The sequence below is a fragment of the Legionella genomosp. 1 genome (assembly GCF_900640215.1).
Classification (GTDB): domain Bacteria; phylum Pseudomonadota; class Gammaproteobacteria; order Legionellales; family Legionellaceae; genus Legionella_C; species Legionella_C quinlivanii_A.
In genome coordinates, this window is the sequence record NZ_CAAAJH010000004.1 from 54,424 (window position 1) to 70,701 (window position 16,278).

A 16,278-nucleotide genomic window follows, 5' to 3' on the forward strand; every position below is an offset into this window, starting at 1 on the left:
TCCGGTTATTTTTATTTCATGTTTAAGATTGTTTTTATTTTCCTCAGGTGAGCATTGGCAACAACAGGGTCGCAAGGTTTATAAGGTTCTCTTTGAAAACACTGTTTTTTTCTGGCTGACAGTTGCTTACAACACTCAATAAATTGCGCCAGCGCAGGCGGCATTTCGCGGTTTTTAAGACACTCATCAATTGCTTGATCAATTAACTGGGCATCGAATCCATTTAGTGCTTTTGACCATTCTTGACGTGCAAAATTTGAATAAGCTTCATTCTTGAATTGGCTACGCCATATGTGCCCATAAAAGGTTGAGAATTTCAGAAACAGTTTGTTGACTTGCTCAATGCAATTTCCAGAGGCTTTGGAACTCGGTGTCACTGAAACTTGAGCTTTCACTCGATTCTGTAATCCCGATGCGGTTTGTAGGTGATGCGTGTTTACGATTTGTTTCATGGATTGCATGGTCATACTCCTTGGCTTCAAGAATTGTTGATGTTGTTTCCCAGCATCGCTGTGCTAACCAGTTTGCTGGATATTTCCAGGCAGGCGTCCAAACGCCTTGTGCGCGTTTTTGTATCTCTAGTTGAATTTGTTCGGTTAAGCGGGCTATGACTTGCTGGACTAAGTTCTGAGAAGGCTTTAGTTTTTTAAATGCCTCAAAAGCGTTTTCTTTTTCTTTTTTCAGGGGATACAGATCCCAGAACACCTCAAAGGCTTGAGATAAAGAAATAAAAAAATAATTATTATTATCTTGAGGAGTGGCGGGTTCGGCCTTTTGGTTTATGTCGGGTTCTAGTGTATTCGTGTTGGATTTTGTTGAGTCTAATAGATTTTTTTGTGGTTTTTGAGGTGCGCTATAGTCAAGCGTTTTTATGGCGGCTTTATTCTGAACAGAATCATGCCTATCCAGTAATAAACAACGTAAAACAAGCTTTCTTTCCCAAGACTGGATTTGAATCAACCCCGCCTTCTCAAGTCCTTTCAAAGCACGTCGCAATTGATCCTTACTTGGACTGCCACTTTTAATACCAGAATGAGGCTCTATGTAAAGCGCTTCACTTAATGACTGATAACTAATGCCACGACGAATACCGACTAATCCTGTTTTATAATCGACGTAGGGTTTAATGCCCTGAAGATAAGTTAATTGTTGTAGATAAGGTAAACCACTTAGAGCGGAAAGTTCCTGATGGGTGATAATAATAAATTCCATATCCATGACCTTTTATCAATGAATAAAATAGATAAATAAAACATGATGTGATTTTTAAATGAATTTATGATTTAATATAAGAAGTATTACTACTATATTAAACACGATATGTTTTATTAAACTCATAATAAAAAACAAAACGTGTTTCTGTCAATGGGTGTTTATCATTTTTTGAAGGATCACAATGGATATCAGAGAACAAATAGGTCATCGTATTACCAAAGCTCGCAAAGAGTTGGGTATTACGATTAAGGAGTTAGCGGCAAGAACGGTAACACTTTCACCTGCAAGGATTAGTAATTGGGAGCAATGCACGCGAAGCCCTGGCCCTTTGGAAGCCAAATTGCTTGCAGAACAATTGGGAGTATCCGCTTCCTATTTGTTGTGCTTAACGGATAATCCTCAAGGAGATCTGATCCAGAATCCTGAAAATAAGTTTCGATACATCCCTATATTGAGTATGAAAGAAGCACCACATGCTAGAGAAATTTTAGGGCAGCAAGAACCGTTTATTTTTGAAAAAACAATTTTAGTTGATTCACTGAATCCCTCGATTAAAAGCTCGGCGTTATTCGCCACCTCAGTGGACGATAGCAGCATGCAACCGGAGCTTAACCCAGGAGATGTGGTAGTTATTGATGGAGATTTACAACCTAATCCAGGCCACTATGTTTTAGTTTATTTAACCCAGAAAAAACAGACCGTATTACGCCGATATGGAGAAGCAGATGGTTGTTTATTTCAGTTATTAGCCAGTAGTGACTTATGGGCAACAATTAGTATTAAACAGGCAGATGAGGTACAGTTTATTGGGGTTGTTACTGAAATCAGGAAGTATTTAAGATAAATCCTCATAACTGATTTATTTAACCTCATCTTGAGCGTTTCTATTAAAATGACGTAAATGTTTTTGGCAAAGCCTCAACCACCCAAGCCTCTAATACCTTATCAATACCACTGATAACCATGAATCCTAAAATTAATAATACCCACCCTAATATTTGCTTGCCCAACCGAGCATTGGCAAGTAATCCTGGGCGCCAACGGTTTAACACTTTATGCGAAGCCATACCGGCAAATAAAAGTGCGGAAGCAGTTCCCAGACCAAATGCCAGCATCACAGCAAAAGCCATCACCATATTCTGTCCGATAGATGCTAATGCAATAGCAGCGCCTACAGTCGGTCCCACACAAGGAAGCCAGACAATCCCTAGGGTTGCTCCAATTAGAAATTGTCCTGGTGCACTAATACCTTCTTTGGCTGGCCCTGAATTAAATCGTGCAGTTAGCAAGGACAATCGATCAGAAACCCAACTCCCTAAAGGCCTTACCAATAATACTGAAGCAATAAGTAGTAAAAGAAAGGCTCCAAAATAACGAAACCACTCCGGATCAAGCCCCATATTCAATAGCAAAAAAGTTAAAAATGTACCCGCTGCTGCAAAAGAGCTCATCAGTCCTAAGGATAAAAACAACGGGCCGCTGAAACCACTAATAGAGGCAGCACCCATCACTACAGGGATAATGGGCCATACACAGGGAGATAAAATGCCTAACACACCGGCCAGCCAGGCAAGCGGTAAAGACGCAAATTCAATGTTCATTATGCACCTGTAAACTCATTAAGTTTTTTAAAAATATCGTTTTCTCTAGTTTCACCGACACTAAACCATATACGTTTTTTACCCTGGTAAAGTACGAATGTTCCTTGTCTTGGAGCTCTAAAATAACGCACCCATTTTTTATCGTTATCAAAATCCACACGTAGGATATGTAATTTGCTATCTGGATATGTTTTTTGATATTTGTTAAGAACTACACTTTGTGCCTGACAGGTTGAGCACCATCCCGCATAAACATCAATTAATATCAACTCATTTTGCTTTTGTAGTTTTTTAAACTCCGCCTCATTAAAAACGGTACTGTGCGAGGCCCATACTGAGGCGCAAAATAGCATTAAAATTATCCATACATTTACGATCTTTTTCATCATTCTCTCCTTGAGATATAGATAACCACTTAAATTATTTATCGGTATGGCAGCAACTTTGCCCAGTTCCTTCCTCGCGATAAGCCTTAAAAGCCTTTAAGGCCCACATTTCACCCACACAGCCACCCATGGTGGTCACCACCGCTAACGCCTCACCTAACGCCTGCTCAGTCAATCCTCTCTTTTTAGCTTCCAACACATAGTAAGCTAAACAGGGCTCACAGCGCTCATTGATGCCGCATATCATAGCCATAAGCGCCTTGGTTTTAGCATCAAGAACACCATCAGTAAAAATGGTTTTTTGCCGAAGCGCTTGAATGTCATGACTTATGCCAAGGGCTGCTTTGTTGAAGGAAGCCAAATATCCTAAAGCAGGATCAATGGATTCAATGCTTTTCTTCTCAGTCATTTTCATTCTCCTTGGTAGGATTATTCACAGGCTGCAAAATCTTTTCATCATACAAGTGAGTGATTAAAGGTATGCTGGCTGACACCAATTCATTCTCATTTAATTGAGGGTGTATTTCACACAGTAAATGGATAATCGCTTTGGCAGACATTGATTCATGAAGCATCATGATGAGTAATTGAAAACTCATCTCATTCAGCTTTAAAAATTCAACCTCAGATTCCATTTGATAAACAATCAGGTAAGTTTTAACCGTTATTTGAGGCTGGTAATCGGGGCTAATTTTGTCAACTTCATAGTTATACTCTAAAAGTCTCGCTGTAGGCGAAAGGTGCCATGCTTGTTCAAGCAAACTGATTGCGCTTGTGACAAGTTGTGTTTCTTGAGATTCACTCAGTTCAACTTCAAGTTCAACCCATTCATAATGAGCCAACTCTGAGGCAAAAGGATAATCGCTGATAGGATGCGTTTTTAGGTACTCCACAATATTTAAAGGCAATTCATGGAAAATTGGGGTTAATACTCGAGAATGCTTTAAAAAGTCTTTGAGAATACGCCACCAGGTATCAGAGGATAAAATGGAAAGCAATACTGGAAAGCAGGGGCTAACGACTTCATGAAGGTTATTGAGTAATAGCTCCTGGTAAATACTTAATCGCTTTTCATCAAATTCAGAAGCGTTGATACCATCATGTCCTCTGCAAGCCATGCTAAATGTATTCTGCAATTGTTTGAGAGCGTCAGTCATGCTTCTACCCCCATGTATTGTATGGTACGAATCCTTCTGGTTTCATCCAGCAAAGTATCTAGAGGCGGTATATCTGAGTCTCTCTCTAAAAGCGTTGGTTTAATACCGTGACATTCATAGGTATGTCGTAATAAATCCCAGACTGGATCAATAACTGCTGCCCCATGAGTATCAATAATCAGATAAGGATCGCGCCGTGAGTGGCCAGCTATATGAAGGTAGGCAATTTTTTCAGAAGGAATTTCGCGGATAAATAAATAGGGATCATAGCCATGGTTTACACTGTTAACATAAACATTATTGACATCAAGCAGCATGAGACAGTCACTTTTTTCAAGTACGGATTTAATAAATTCACTTTCACTGATTTGTTGACCTGGGGCGTAATAGTAGGACGAGTTTTCAAAAGCAATCTGCCGTTTGAGTGCCTGCTGGACACTCATGATTCGCTGACTAACGTAATCAATGGCATCTGTGGTAAAAGGAATGGGTAACAGATCGTGAAAATAACCCTGATCATCACTGCAATAGCTTAAGTGCTCACTGTAACAATCAATTTGATATGTTTTGAAAAAATCATCTAGTGCTTCAATAAAAGGGTAATCAAGCGGTGCTGGACCACCAATAGACAAGCTTAAACCGTGAGCTACCAAAGGATAGCGCCTACTAAATGCTTTAAGAACTTTGGCGCGTTTCCCGCCCATTTTCATCCAGTTTTCAGGGGCGATTTCCAAAAAATCCACCGGTTTGTCAGGGCGTTCTAATAACTCGTCACTAAACTCAGTTCTTAATCCCAACCCGACGTTGTCTAACGTTTTAAAGCTCATTTCATGCTCCAAAATAAGGCAGCCAGGCTATTAGATCCTAACTGCCTGTCACAGAGTTAAGATTTAGAACCACACTTGCCGGAGCCGCATTTACCGCTGCCTTTTTTATCTTTAGTGGCGCCGCACTTTCCACTGCCGCATTTACCATTTGCCTTTTTGTCGTTTTTATCTGTCTCTGCATTGCTTCCGCACTTACCGGATCCACATTTTCCTTTAGCGAGTTTAAAGTTGCCATCAGTATTGCTGTATCCTGTTTGCAGTTTTTCTGCCTGAAACGGGTTGTTGGCGTCAGCACTTGCTACATTGACTAAGCCTAAGCTTAGGCTCGTGCCTAGTGCTAATAGTATTGATTTACTTTTCATAGTCATCTCCTTGATGATGTTGATGGTTCGATTGAATTTTTTTGATTATTTTTTTATTGAGCTGTGTGTCTTCTTGCCATTTCAACGTTGGGAAAGATTGAACCATTAATCCAAACTGTTTTATAAATCGTTGGCAATGCCTGCACATTAACAAATGCAATTTATAAGCAAGGCGAACACGCCACTTTAATTGGTTCTCAGTGTAATGACTTGCTTTGTCGACGACTTCTTTGCAGCTGTACATAATAATGACGCTCACTCTCAAATAACTTTTTTATCACACATAAATTAGACGAACGAATATAGAGAATCTTACAAACGATTTCAGTATTTTTAATTTTAACGGACATGCCCGAGGAAATAGTCGCTCATTTAGCGCTAATTGAGTGACCTCTAGAAATCCAACATGTGATGGCTTTGAGGGGTAAGGTTGATTAAGCGGCTGGCTAAAAAGAAATGACCTTGTCACTATGGGCGACCCAATCGGCTAATTCTGGCATGGTTGATGTTTCGGCTCCCTCAAAGTAAGCCTGGTTTTTGTAAACTCCACAACGCGCCATACAAGTACCACAAACCTTAACGGAAATGCCTTTTGTAATCAGTGACTTTAAAAGAGCAGATAAATCTTGATCATAACCTTCTGGCGGTTTGTTTGTGTCTCGAGCCAGATCTACGGCATCATTCATTAGAAAAATGCGGACTTCTTCACTTTTTTCAACTAACTTATCAGCAAGCCTCAGAGCATTCCACGTTACATCAGAACCATCATAAGGGGCGCGATTAAAAATGATCAGTACGCTCATTCTAACTTCTCCTAAACGTGCTTATTTTAAATTCGAATTTTCATGTTATCGTATTAGGTAACTTAATTGAATAATGCGCAACCACAGCATGTCTTTCATAAGAAACAAGGTATATGTGCAACAAATCAGGATCTTTTTTATCTAAAAACAATATTGCCCCATCAATTGCCATATCATGATGATTAATCCATTCATTTCGATCATTTAAAAAGACTGAAAATTCTGAACGACTTTCAGGTGGTGTACTCATTAAATCACTATAACGTTGTTTTAACGGCGCGGTACCTATCCCCATAAGATAAAGATTCCCTTTCGCATAATTTTGTTTATCTAGGCGAGGAAGCTGATGTGTGTCAAAACCGCTTAAGAAAAAACTATAGGCACGGTCTTTGCTTTGATAATGGATAACCACTTCCTGTTTTTTTATTCCATCGGGTGTTTTAATCTCATTAAAAGTGGCAGACGTTGGATTAGCGATTAACTGATACTCATTACCCCAGGGCTTATCTTTTCGATATATTCCTGGCGGAAGGAAAGTGGAAAATTTCACTTTATTTCGATAATAATCATTAAAGTGATGAATATCATGATCGACGATCACGTTTTTCTTCTTGTTGACTTGTTCACCATCGAAAGCGGCAGGCTCTGTAAAGTTAGATCCTAACTTTACAGGATATGAACGAGTCACCTCACGAAGTTTGTTAACATCAACAACACTGCCTTCTGGATCAAACCAATGCTCTAAATAATACCAGTGATTGCGATAGGCTAATCCTGTATTCTTTTCAAATACCTGTTTGTAATACCCTAAGGGAAATGTAAACCACCCCTGATAATATAAGGTTTTCTTGCCATTTTCTTTGTTAAACAGTAACACTTCCCAAAGCCCTGCATTCAAGCAATTTTTTGAGAGCTCTGCACTATAAATATTATTTTTTTCAAACCCATCTCCACCTGTAATTTCAATGTGGGTACTATTGGGATCAAAAGAGACCTGCTGTCGATTCCATTGTCTATCGGTGAGCGAAATTCTTGTTAAGTTGGGATTGCCCTTAACGCACAAAGGTAAAGAAGGTGTCATTAAACCAACATCAATATTTTTGAATATAATCGTAGCACTTTTTTTGTTGCCTGGCAGAAAGGTGAACGTAAAATGTGAGCCGTTTTCTTTTTTTAGTTGTAATGTTTCGTGCGAGTATTTCCCATGTTGCCGGCTTTTTGTTGCCGGATTATCCGGGTACTCATTGTTTTTGTATTCTTTTACATGAAGGACCATCACGGGCTTTGTATGATAACGATTATAAAGATACGCGCTAACAAAGACGAGGCACAGGATAAATAATACCAAAATCGACACTTTGATTTTATTTCGCTTCAATGCTTGCATCCCTTCCTCCCTGTCCTTTATCTACATCTGACTTTTTCATTTTTTCTGACATAATCCTTGCGGCTCAATGCCTAAGGCGCTGTTGAATTTGCTCGACATGTTCTGAAATGCAATTAATGCTGTAAGTTCAACAATGGCCGCTTCATCAAAATGTTCCTTTAATTTTTCAAAACAATGATCTGTAACCTGTTTCTTAGCATCCGTTATTTGCTCTGCGTATTCAAGGGCTGCAAATTCCGCCGGTGAAAATAATTTCGACCCCCGCCAATTCCCAAGTGCAAGGACCTTATCATCGTCTTTTATACATTTCATTATAGTGAATGAATTCAAATCCACACAGAAAGAACACCAATTCATTTGCGATATACGTATGCTGACCAAAGAACGAATTATCGGGGGAACAGGAGAACGCTTTCTCCCCAGCGTCCCGACAATACTAGCTACAGAAAGAAAAAGCTGTGGAACACTAGCCCATACTTTAGCAGGTTCTAAATGCTGACCATATTTACGCTTTTGATTCCAGAAAAATGGCTTCAAATACCAAGGAATTTTCTGAAAACGATCTGCTGATAAACGCATCACTAGCTCCTTTTTGCGATTATAAAAACACCTGGTTTATTTTGATTTTCCAGTTAGGAAAAAATGATCTATCTGCGCATAAAGAGCCTTTCTTGCTCGATGCAACAATACAAAAACATTAGATTGACTTAACTCCAGCATGGCGCAAATATCCTTAAATTCAATTTGCTCTATATCATGCATTATAAATACAAGCCGCTGTTGATGCGGCAGTCGTTCAATATTCGTTTGAATCAATAAAGATAGTTCTTCTTGCTCTAATAATGACTCAGGCGATTCCATACCCCATGATTCAGGTATTTTGTTCCAGGAACCATGAGCATCAAATCGCACATCGAAGTCATCATTTGAGTCTGGTATGACTTTTTTTATCCAGGCGCTTTTTAAGTGGGTTTTGGCCTGATTGATGGCAATACGATAAAGCCAGGTTTTAAAATGCGATTTCTGTTTAAAATCCTGCAGATGAGTAAACACAGACAGCCAGACTTCTTGAATAATATCAGCTGCCGTTGCCTCATCTACCATGGGTTGAAGTAAGGCCTTTAACCCCGGTGAACAGGCTCGAATTAAGGCATTGAGGCTGGCCTCATCCCCCCTCAACGCTGACTGAATAATATCATCCATCCCAGGCATTCTTTTGATCTCTACTTTTTAAAATAATTAAAAACACGTTCGGCAAATTGCAGGGTCTTAAACTCTCGGACTTTAAAAGCTTTATCAACCGACGTATTAAAAAGGTGGTTTGTGTAGTTCGATAAGGTTTTTACTGAAATCGCCAACACAATATCAAGTAACTGTTTTTCGCCATACCCTGCGTTAAGGAAATCCGCAACTACAGATAACTCTGGGCGACCACGAGATAGGAACATTTCTCTTGTCATGCGGGCCAAGATGCTTAGTTTTTTATCTTCAATTAATTTGTCCTCACGAATGGCGTTGGTCACTTCCTTGGGAACATTGTTAAAGTCTGAGATGGTTGAATGTGCGGCCAGACAATACTCACAACCATTTTCATAACTGATGACGAGTAATATCACTTCTTGCTCTGCGGGAGTAAATCCAGAGTTCTCACGAAAATTTTTATCGCCATCCATGTAGGCTTGTAGAATTTCCGGGGCATTGGCCATGGCCTTATAAAGGTTTGGAATCATTTTAAGCTCGGTTTCTGCGCGCTCAAATAACTCTTTTACCTTGTTATTAACTTCCTTTTTATCCTTCAGGGATGCGTTCATGTGATAATGCTCTGCCATGATGTTCTCCTTTTAAATCATGTTAATTTCTACTGGCCATAAAGACAGTTTTTTAATTACTCGACCAACGCTGGCTGATTATTTTTCTGGTCATCGCCCATGCGTTTTAGCTGTTGTATGTTATAAAATTGTTTCAGTCGGATAATGGCAGTTAATAAAACCAGAAAAGAAAACAAAAGGGCGAGCATTGAAAAATAGGTCGGCCAGAGGATCATAGCGATAAAAAATGCAAACGCTTCAGCTCTCTCCATAATGCCTGGACTATAATAAAATCCCTTATCTGATTCGTTGGTGGTAAAGATACCAACAACCAAAAAGCTGGTAATACAGAGTAAAACACTGCCCAGCATCATGATGATCCAAAAGCCCCTTACTTCAGGCGCTATCGTCCATAAGGCAAAAATGATAATAAATTCAACCAATCGGTCAGTAGTAATATCAAGTACGCTTCCCCAATCCGAGGCACTAGACCCAAGCCGTGCTACAGTGCCATCCAAGGTATCGAGGAATCCCGACAGCAATAATAGAATGATCGCCATGAAATGGGCTTCCAAATACAAACAGGGTAATGTCAAAATCCCAACAAGGCCTGAAAGGAGAGTCAACTGGTTAGGGGATATTCTCTCCCTCAGAACACTTGCTATCGGATCCACTAAGATACGTTGATAAGGTGCTCTTACATACGTTTCAATCATTGTTCACCACCATAATTTTTGTAACCATGAGACAAGGGTACGAACTTTTTTGGAAAACAGTTTTGGTTTGTAAAATTCACCGGCCACTTGTTTGCTTACCTCGCTTAAGGTCGGATAAGGCGCTATGGCATCGGTAAACGTACGTAGATTTTTGCCTTCTCGAAGTGCCATGACCCAAGGAAGAATAAGTTCTCCGGCATGAAGTCCAACAATGGTTACCCCTGCAATTATGCCTTTTTTATCGGTAATCACTTTAATCATGCCCACGGTTTCATCTTCCGTTTGCGCTCTATCGGATTGACTGAATTGCCATTCAGTTATGGTAAAATCCGAAGGTTCTTTGATGTCCGTTTCAGTTTTGCCTACATGGGCAAGCTCGGGATAGGTATAGGTTACCCAGGGAACAGCGTTATATTTCACTTTAGCCGGAATCTTGAAGACAACATGACGTAACACGATGCCTGCCTGATAGGACGCCATATGGGTAAATTGATAAGGGCCTGCTACATCACCTATGGCGAAGATGTGCTTTTGGCTGGTCTGCAATCTATTATTTACTTCGATACCTTTTTTTGTATAGGAAATGCCGGCTTTATCAAGATTTAAATGTTCTACGTTCGCACGCCTTCCTGTGGCGACTAAGAGATGTGAGCCCGTGAGCGTTTTATCGTCTGGTGATGTTGAAATTTTAACTTCAATGGTGGACTCATCCTTCTGGGAAACTTCATTAACTTGTGCTTCTTCCAGAATTTCTACGTTCATATCTTTTAACGATTGTCTTACAACCGCCACACAGTCTCTATCGTCTTTGGGCAGTATCTTCATCGCTTCAACGACTGTGACTTTGCTGCCTAACATGGCAAAGGCTTGAGCCAATTCGCAACCAATGGGACCGCCGCCAATCACAATTAAATGTTTGGGCAAAACGGTTAAATCAAAAATAGTTTCATTGGTCAGGTAGCTTGTCGTATCCAACCCTTTTATAGGAGGTATGAGCGGCGAGGAACCAGTAGCTATCGCAATTTTTCTAGCTTTGATGATCTCTTCGCCCGCCTTTATCGTGTGCTCATCAATAAATTGCCCTTGGTCTTTAAAAACAGTCACACCCAATGACTCAAAGCGCTCGATTGAGTCATGCGGTTCGATTGTCTTGATGACCGAATGGACATGCCGCATCACTTTGGTAAAATCTACTGACTTGAATTCAATCTCTGCTCCAAATTTTGGCGCAAGGCTGCCGCACTGATATATAGACTTGGCAGCAGCCAACAAAGCTTTGGATGGCACGCAACCATAATTTAAACAATCCCCACCCATTTTATGTCTTTCAATTAGGGCAACCTTAAGACCCAGTTGAGCTGCACCTGAAGCTAGACTTAGCCCGCCAGAACCAGCACCAATAATCGCCAAATCAAATAGGTTGTCATTACTCATGCTCATGTTCCTTTTGTACGCTTGAAAAATTTTTGATAGATAACCGGCAACAAAGACAAAGCAGCCAATGCCAATAGCGGATAAAATACTTTAGGGTCAAAAATGATGCTTAGGTTTGGGGTCTGATTGGTGGCAAATATATGACTAAGCCCATTGCCGACCAATACGTAGACGACCGAACCTGGCATGATGCCAAAAAAAGTCGCGACAATGAATGTGGTAGCGCTCACCCCAAGCAAAGCAGGCACAATATTAATCACCCAAAAGGGGAACAATGGAACCAGACGAAGAAACAATAAATAAGAAAACGCATTTTCTTGAAACCCTTCGCGCATTCGACTAATCCAACCTGTCGCTTTTTGCGCAAGCCAATCACCAAGAGAGGTTTTTACTGCAAAATACAACAGCGTGGCCCCCACGGTGGCACTGATAATCACTAAGATGCTGCCGAACACCGGGCCAAAGAGAAAACCGCCAGCTAAGGTTAAAAACGTAGCACCCGGTATGGAAACGGCCACAGCAACGGTATAAATCACCACAAATAGCAATGAAGACAGCAAAAAGTGTGTGGTTGTCCATTCTAATAAGATAAATCGGCGCGTTTTAAGGCTTTCAAAACTTAAATATTTTTGCAGTCCAGTACTAAATATAAGCACTAGCACCAAAAAGATGATCAGCAAAGGCAACCACCGCTTTAATTGAGTCCACATAAGTTGCTTTTGAGTATTATTCTTATTTAAATCCATTATTTTGCTCCAATCGACATTCAAATCGACGATTAACCCAGTAATCAATACTTAGAAACCGCCCTGCACCTGTAAAAAACAAACTGAGCAACATGGCAAGATACGTCACCGCAAACTCAACACCATTGTTTAAGATAACCGGCGAACCAAGTTCGGTAATGTAATCGTGTCTGCCTGGATAATTGTTTTGCAACCACTTTAGGAAGTCTTGTAGCCTTTGGGCGGCCTCTGAGTCTTGAGAGGCAATGGCAAGCCAACCGTTTTCCAAATGAACGCTTGCAGCCGCCACCACCATAGTTACCATGAGTGGAATAGTTATAAACCGCACGCCCATGCCTAATGCAAAACAAATGCTACCAGCCAATTCTGTGAATGTAGCAAGATAGGCCATAATAGTTGGAAATGGTAATCCAAGACCCCAATCGGTATTGCGAAACCAGGCAATGGTGTCCTCCATGTGCATGAGCTTATTCATGCCTGCCATCCAGAAAATTGGGGCCAGGTATAGTCTTAAAGCCAGTGGTCCCAAAAAATCCAAAAACTTTATTTTTTCCAAAGCCCATATAGGCGAGCAAAGGATGGTTTCAAATTTACTGATTCTCATGTTTGTTTCCTTTGAACAAATTTTTTAATCCTGTTTTTTGCCAGTAAGCCGCCAGGGGCGCTTGAACAAAAATCGAAAATAAAACAACACCAAAGACAATCGATTGAATAGTCCACCAATAATCAAAGGTTTCGGGCAGCATAAAAGCAAGTGCGATAGCGAGAGCACCGCGCGTTCCACTGATGCTGAGCAACAATTGCTCTTTAAATGTTATTACTTTTTGGGTTGTCAGTTTAGAGATGAGCGAAAAGCCTGCGGTTAGACTGAGATAACGGCCAATCAAGATAGCAGCAATGCCAATTATCATGGCTAGCCACCGCTCAGGAAACATATCAATAGTCACGGTCATACCTAAGATAAAAAACATTAACAGCGTGGCCAAAAAGGAATTAGCCTGCCAATAGTGTTTGATGGACAGATTGGTTTGAACGGACTCCTTGGTAAATAATCCAAATACAAAAACGGCAATGCTTCCTGAAGTAGAAAACAACGTGCTGTTGATAAAGTATAAGCCGTAAACACAGCTCGTCAGAAACAGTATTGCCGCAACAGCATCCATGCTCTTTGAAAGCAAACGCTTCGCCAAAAGGCCCAAGCCGATGCCCGTAAAAAGTGGAACAATAAACGTAATTAATAATTGGATAAGCCATATCTGATCATTTGGTTGAGTTTGAGGCGTAAGCCTGTTCAGTAAAAAACTGACGATGCTCAAAGATAATACGCTACTGATTAAGCTTTCACCTTTCAATAAAGATAGGAGCCTTAAGGAAATGCCCGAGTTTTTTAATAAGTCACTGATGGCTCGTGTATTCGTCGCAGCCAATATGCAACTGGTCAAAAGAGCTGCAAGCCACGGGAATCCGCTTGGATGGTTCATGGCAAAATACAAAAGTAGTGTGCCAATAAGAATGCTGAAGCTATAGACCCCTACAATGAGATAGAAAAAATAACTTTTATCCTCATACAACGAGTGTTCATCAAAGGAAAGCGTTGTATTAAAAATTACGGTAGGAATGAGAAAGGCGCTGATAAGCCAGTCAACGTGATAATAGCGAAGCCCTGTATCAACGCCTTGTTCCACCAGCGCTTCAGAAGATAAAAAACCAGACAGCGTCATGAACATGGGATAGGAAATATACCACTTGTCGGCCCATAGTTTGACAGCTGAGGCCAAGGCCAAACAAAAGATCGCGGCAAAGGCAGTGAGTATCATAGAAATGACCTGCTCACATCACTGTCTGTTGATATTTTGTCGTCTTCATCTTCAAATCCTTTTGTTTTTATTTTTTAAAAAACTGTTTAATAAGTCGAACCTGTGCGCTTAAGGTATTGCTGTCATTGGTAGCACGAGCCAATGTTAATAACCCAAACACATTAGCAACCAAGAACTGACAGCCATCTTCAATATTCAAATCTTGAGATATATCGCCTACTGATTGGGCATTCGTTAAGGCATTGCGAAACAAATTGGTTAGACTCAGAATAAAAGCATTAATTTTTTCAACAATTTCTGGGGAATGCAAAGGTGCATCAGCAGCAGCATTAATATAAAAACATCCGTTTTTTAATCGGCCACTCTCGCTTAAACTAATAAATTGATCAAAAAACGCATGAATGGCTTTTATTCCGTTGGATTTTTGCTTTAAGGGAGCAGTGAGCTGGCTGGTAACTGCTTTCTCATATTGTTCCAGCATTGCTTTAAAAAACGCGTCCTTGCTACCAAATTGATTGTAAATAGTGGCGCGGTTAAGACCGCTAGCATTGACTAAATCATCGATTGAGGTTTTAAAGTAGCCTTGTTCCCAGAACAAAAGCATACAGCGATTGATAGCTTCTTGATGTTGCAACTCCTTTTTATTCCTCATCACTATCCTGTTTAGAGTAATCGTTCCAGATTAGAATAGTCGTTCTAAATAGTTAATGCAATTTTTGGATAAATAAAAGCGTGCGCGATTTTTAAGTGTGCAAAAAATTTCCTATTTTGAAAAACAATATGCAGTTAAGTGATGACAACGAGGTAACCCATGCGTGTAACGTTTTAGTTAAAATAAAAACTCGCTAATGAAAATGGAGCTGAAGCGCTTCAATCACCAAATGTAACTAAAAACAATTTTCCAAGGATGTCAGCTTGCTCTTTTTCAAGGAATTGTTTTCCTCGATGGATCTCAATTAACTTTTCTACTGGCAACTCAAGAAGATTTGCTAAATGATTCATGTCAGCTTTACTAAATCGAAGTAAAATTTCAATCCATACCTTTTGTTTACATTTATTCTGAGCAAAATTGAATCGAAGGCCGTCGTTAAACTCTACTATACAAACCATGTTGCAACTCCGTGTAAATAATTATGACAACATGGTGAAGTATAAAATGTTAGGTAAGATATCCTATCCCCAAATTTGGGTATTTTTATGATAACAGTCCTAAACGAAATGCTTTCGATACCGCTTCGGTAATATTGACGCAACTCATTTTATGACGGATAGATTTGGCATGAGTGTTTACGGTTTCACTTGATAGATGAAGATATTCGGCGATTTTTTTAATGGTCATTCCTTTAGAGATCAAACTTAAGCATTGCAACTCTCTTGAGGTAAGATGCATTAGTGAATTTTTGACGACTTTGCGCATGATGATATTTTTTCTGAATTCGCTATCATTGAATACAGCCAACCACTTTTGTATGGGTATAGCAGTTGTTATTTCTGGCAGCATTGCATCGAGAAAAAGGCTTATAAACCGCTCAAAAGAATCGCGCACTTGTAAGTAGAGTTTTTGTGGATCTGTGACCTTTTCAGGATGATAGGCTTCGATAATAAAGTCACATTCATCGCACTGCCTAACCATAGCAAACGTAGTACTTAAATTATAGCGTGTCTCCAGGATTTGAATAATGGGAATTTGCATGGCATCGTATTTTATCTCTCTTTGGATAAAAAACTCTTTACCATTGTAAAGAGCTCGATCATGATCAACGTCCCCTCGATACAAACCTTCTGTTCTGTATGGAATTGCCCAAAGATACTGGTTAGAAATATAATATCGCTGTCCTCCACGAAAAAGCATTGAAATAGAAAAATTGGAGATTTCTTTTGGGCAGTGGAGTTTTTCAGTTAGGTAGTCAATTTTTGTACGAAACCGAATGGAGTCAGACAATTCATTATAATCATTTAAGTTAACGCAGATTGCTCCATCATCATTAACGCTATGCATTGGTACACTCCTAACATCGA

General features: G+C 39.9%; 22 protein-coding genes. 1 reads left to right on the forward strand and 21 read right to left on the reverse strand.

The window, feature by feature from the left end:
* Positions 1-11: 11 nt before the first annotated feature.
* Together E1O89_RS05355 and E1O89_RS05360 are read right to left on the reverse strand one after the other, a co-directional pair.
* A complete protein-coding gene (locus E1O89_RS05355; protein WP_262337411.1) occupies positions 12-395 on the reverse strand; it encodes a Vir protein in 384 nt (127 codons plus the stop codon).
* Positions 340-1,212: a Vir protein gene (locus E1O89_RS05360; RefSeq protein WP_133139276.1), complete on the reverse strand. Its 873-nt coding sequence runs from the start codon at positions 1,210-1,212 to the stop codon at positions 340-342. Before E1O89_RS05360 ends, E1O89_RS05355 begins: the two co-directional genes overlap by 56 nt.
* Positions 1,213-1,396: 184 nt before the next feature.
* Here E1O89_RS05360 and E1O89_RS05365 point away from each other — a divergent pair, with 184 nt between their 5' ends.
* A complete protein-coding gene (locus E1O89_RS05365; protein ID WP_133139277.1) occupies positions 1,397-2,059 on the forward strand; it encodes a LexA family transcriptional regulator in 663 nt (220 codons plus the stop codon).
* A 43-nt stretch (positions 2,060-2,102) separates the two neighbouring features.
* On the opposite strand, the gene E1O89_RS05370 is transcribed toward E1O89_RS05365, so the two are convergent.
* The 19 genes from E1O89_RS05370 to E1O89_RS05460 all read right to left on the reverse strand — a co-directional run bounded on the left by E1O89_RS05370 (position 2,103) and on the right by E1O89_RS05460 (position 16,258).
* The gene (locus E1O89_RS05370; RefSeq protein WP_133139278.1) at positions 2,103-2,816 is read right to left on the reverse strand and encodes a cytochrome c biogenesis CcdA family protein; all 714 of its coding nucleotides are present in this window, start codon (positions 2,814-2,816) and stop codon (positions 2,103-2,105) included.
* Positions 2,816-3,205 carry a thioredoxin family protein gene (locus E1O89_RS05375; RefSeq protein ID WP_133139279.1) on the reverse strand — a complete coding sequence of 130 codons (390 nt, stop codon included), beginning with the start codon at positions 3,203-3,205 and terminating at the stop codon, positions 2,816-2,818. The genes E1O89_RS05370 and E1O89_RS05375 overlap by 1 nt, the downstream gene beginning before the upstream one ends.
* A gap of 31 nt (positions 3,206-3,236) precedes the next feature.
* Entirely contained in the window at positions 3,237-3,611 is a 375-nt protein-coding gene (locus E1O89_RS05380) for a carboxymuconolactone decarboxylase family protein (RefSeq protein ID WP_133139280.1), read from the reverse strand.
* Complete coding sequence (locus E1O89_RS05385) at positions 3,604-4,359, reverse strand: DUF2063 domain-containing protein (protein WP_133139281.1); 756 nt, start codon at positions 4,357-4,359, stop codon at positions 3,604-3,606. Before E1O89_RS05385 ends, E1O89_RS05380 begins: the two co-directional genes overlap by 8 nt.
* Positions 4,356-5,186: a DUF692 domain-containing protein gene (locus E1O89_RS05390; RefSeq protein WP_133139282.1), complete on the reverse strand. Its 831-nt coding sequence runs from the start codon at positions 5,184-5,186 to the stop codon at positions 4,356-4,358. Before E1O89_RS05390 ends, E1O89_RS05385 begins: the two co-directional genes overlap by 4 nt.
* Positions 5,187-5,242: 56 nt before the next feature.
* Positions 5,243-5,548 (reverse strand): hypothetical protein, encoded by a 306-nt coding sequence (locus tag E1O89_RS05395; protein ID WP_222845426.1) that lies wholly within the window; start codon positions 5,546-5,548, stop codon positions 5,243-5,245.
* Between the two features lie 446 nt (positions 5,549-5,994).
* Entirely contained in the window at positions 5,995-6,351 is a 357-nt protein-coding gene (locus E1O89_RS05400; RefSeq protein ID WP_133139284.1) for a DsrE/DsrF/TusD sulfur relay family protein, read from the reverse strand.
* A gap of 40 nt (positions 6,352-6,391) precedes the next feature.
* Complete coding sequence (locus E1O89_RS05405) at positions 6,392-7,738, reverse strand: hypothetical protein (RefSeq protein WP_133139285.1); 1,347 nt, start codon at positions 7,736-7,738, stop codon at positions 6,392-6,394.
* A 36-nt stretch (positions 7,739-7,774) separates the two neighbouring features.
* Complete coding sequence (locus E1O89_RS05410) at positions 7,775-8,317, reverse strand: carboxymuconolactone decarboxylase family protein (protein ID WP_133139286.1); 543 nt, start codon at positions 8,315-8,317, stop codon at positions 7,775-7,777.
* A gap of 36 nt (positions 8,318-8,353) precedes the next feature.
* Positions 8,354-8,941, reverse strand: coding sequence for an RNA polymerase sigma factor (locus E1O89_RS05415; protein ID WP_165483071.1), 588 nt, complete (start codon positions 8,939-8,941; stop codon positions 8,354-8,356).
* A 20-nt stretch (positions 8,942-8,961) separates the two neighbouring features.
* Positions 8,962-9,567: a carboxymuconolactone decarboxylase family protein gene (locus E1O89_RS05420; protein ID WP_133139288.1), complete on the reverse strand. Its 606-nt coding sequence runs from the start codon at positions 9,565-9,567 to the stop codon at positions 8,962-8,964.
* Between the two features lie 56 nt (positions 9,568-9,623).
* Entirely contained in the window at positions 9,624-10,262 is a 639-nt protein-coding gene (locus E1O89_RS05425; RefSeq protein WP_133139289.1) for a CDP-alcohol phosphatidyltransferase family protein, read from the reverse strand.
* A 3-nt stretch (positions 10,263-10,265) separates the two neighbouring features.
* Positions 10,266-11,696: a dihydrolipoyl dehydrogenase family protein gene (locus E1O89_RS05430; RefSeq protein ID WP_133139290.1), complete on the reverse strand. Its 1,431-nt coding sequence runs from the start codon at positions 11,694-11,696 to the stop codon at positions 10,266-10,268.
* 2 nt (positions 11,697-11,698) lie between these two features.
* Positions 11,699-12,442 carry a TVP38/TMEM64 family protein gene (locus tag E1O89_RS15635; RefSeq protein WP_262337412.1) on the reverse strand — a complete coding sequence of 248 codons (744 nt, stop codon included), beginning with the start codon at positions 12,440-12,442 and terminating at the stop codon, positions 11,699-11,701.
* The gene (locus E1O89_RS05440) at positions 12,429-13,046 is read right to left on the reverse strand and encodes a DoxX family protein (protein WP_133139291.1); all 618 of its coding nucleotides are present in this window, start codon (positions 13,044-13,046) and stop codon (positions 12,429-12,431) included. The genes E1O89_RS15635 and E1O89_RS05440 overlap by 14 nt, the downstream gene beginning before the upstream one ends.
* The gene (locus tag E1O89_RS05445) at positions 13,033-14,259 is read right to left on the reverse strand and encodes a cation:proton antiporter (protein WP_133139292.1); all 1,227 of its coding nucleotides are present in this window, start codon (positions 14,257-14,259) and stop codon (positions 13,033-13,035) included. The genes E1O89_RS05440 and E1O89_RS05445 overlap by 14 nt, the downstream gene beginning before the upstream one ends.
* A gap of 67 nt (positions 14,260-14,326) precedes the next feature.
* Positions 14,327-14,911 carry a TetR/AcrR family transcriptional regulator gene (locus tag E1O89_RS05450; protein ID WP_133139293.1) on the reverse strand — a complete coding sequence of 195 codons (585 nt, stop codon included), beginning with the start codon at positions 14,909-14,911 and terminating at the stop codon, positions 14,327-14,329.
* Positions 14,912-15,129: 218 nt separating this feature from the next.
* Complete coding sequence (locus E1O89_RS05455; protein ID WP_133139294.1) at positions 15,130-15,369, reverse strand: hypothetical protein; 240 nt, start codon at positions 15,367-15,369, stop codon at positions 15,130-15,132.
* Between the two features lie 85 nt (positions 15,370-15,454).
* Positions 15,455-16,258, reverse strand: coding sequence for a response regulator transcription factor (locus E1O89_RS05460; RefSeq protein ID WP_133139295.1), 804 nt, complete (start codon positions 16,256-16,258; stop codon positions 15,455-15,457).
* Positions 16,259-16,278: the final 20 nt, after the last annotated feature.

Excerpts from the sequence above, each read along its gene's own strand:
- E1O89_RS05450 (WP_133139293.1), bottom strand. The coding sequence starts at position 14,911 with ATGAGGAATAAAAAGGAGTTGCAACATCAAGAAGCTATCAATCGCTGT.
- E1O89_RS05400 (WP_133139284.1), bottom strand. The coding sequence starts at position 6,351 with ATGAGCGTACTGATCATTTTTAATCGCGCCCCTTATGATGGTTCTGAT.
- E1O89_RS05380 (WP_133139280.1), bottom strand. The coding sequence starts at position 3,611 with ATGACTGAGAAGAAAAGCATTGAATCCATTGATCCTGCTTTAGGATAT.
- E1O89_RS05375 (WP_133139279.1), bottom strand. The coding sequence starts at position 3,205 with ATGATGAAAAAGATCGTAAATGTATGGATAATTTTAATGCTATTTTGC.
- E1O89_RS05390 (WP_133139282.1), bottom strand. The coding sequence starts at position 5,186 with ATGAGCTTTAAAACGTTAGACAACGTCGGGTTGGGATTAAGAACTGAG.
- E1O89_RS05455 (WP_133139294.1), bottom strand. The coding sequence starts at position 15,369 with ATGGTTTGTATAGTAGAGTTTAACGACGGCCTTCGATTCAATTTTGCT.
- E1O89_RS05445 (WP_133139292.1), bottom strand. The coding sequence starts at position 14,259 with ATGATACTCACTGCCTTTGCCGCGATCTTTTGTTTGGCCTTGGCCTCA.
- E1O89_RS05425 (WP_133139289.1), bottom strand. The coding sequence starts at position 10,262 with ATGATTGAAACGTATGTAAGAGCACCTTATCAACGTATCTTAGTGGAT.
- E1O89_RS05385 (WP_133139281.1), bottom strand. The coding sequence starts at position 4,359 with ATGACTGACGCTCTCAAACAATTGCAGAATACATTTAGCATGGCTTGC.
- E1O89_RS15635 (WP_262337412.1), bottom strand. The coding sequence starts at position 12,442 with ATGGATTTAAATAAGAATAATACTCAAAAGCAACTTATGTGGACTCAA.
- E1O89_RS05415 (WP_165483071.1), bottom strand. The coding sequence starts at position 8,941 with ATGGATGATATTATTCAGTCAGCGTTGAGGGGGGATGAGGCCAGCCTC.
- E1O89_RS05440 (WP_133139291.1), bottom strand. The coding sequence starts at position 13,046 with ATGAGAATCAGTAAATTTGAAACCATCCTTTGCTCGCCTATATGGGCT.
- E1O89_RS05430 (WP_133139290.1), bottom strand. The coding sequence starts at position 11,696 with ATGAGTAATGACAACCTATTTGATTTGGCGATTATTGGTGCTGGTTCT.
- E1O89_RS05460 (WP_133139295.1), bottom strand. The coding sequence starts at position 16,258 with ATGCATAGCGTTAATGATGATGGAGCAATCTGCGTTAACTTAAATGAT.
- E1O89_RS05405 (WP_133139285.1), bottom strand. The coding sequence starts at position 7,738 with ATGCAAGCATTGAAGCGAAATAAAATCAAAGTGTCGATTTTGGTATTA.
- E1O89_RS05370 (WP_133139278.1), bottom strand. The coding sequence starts at position 2,816 with ATGAACATTGAATTTGCGTCTTTACCGCTTGCCTGGCTGGCCGGTGTG.
- E1O89_RS05365 (WP_133139277.1), top strand. The coding sequence starts at position 1,397 with ATGGATATCAGAGAACAAATAGGTCATCGTATTACCAAAGCTCGCAAA.
- E1O89_RS05420 (WP_133139288.1), bottom strand. The coding sequence starts at position 9,567 with ATGGCAGAGCATTATCACATGAACGCATCCCTGAAGGATAAAAAGGAA.
- E1O89_RS05360 (WP_133139276.1), bottom strand. The coding sequence starts at position 1,212 with ATGGAATTTATTATTATCACCCATCAGGAACTTTCCGCTCTAAGTGGT.
- E1O89_RS05395 (WP_222845426.1), bottom strand. The coding sequence starts at position 5,548 with ATGAAAAGTAAATCAATACTATTAGCACTAGGCACGAGCCTAAGCTTA.
- E1O89_RS05410 (WP_133139286.1), bottom strand. The coding sequence starts at position 8,317 with ATGCGTTTATCAGCAGATCGTTTTCAGAAAATTCCTTGGTATTTGAAG.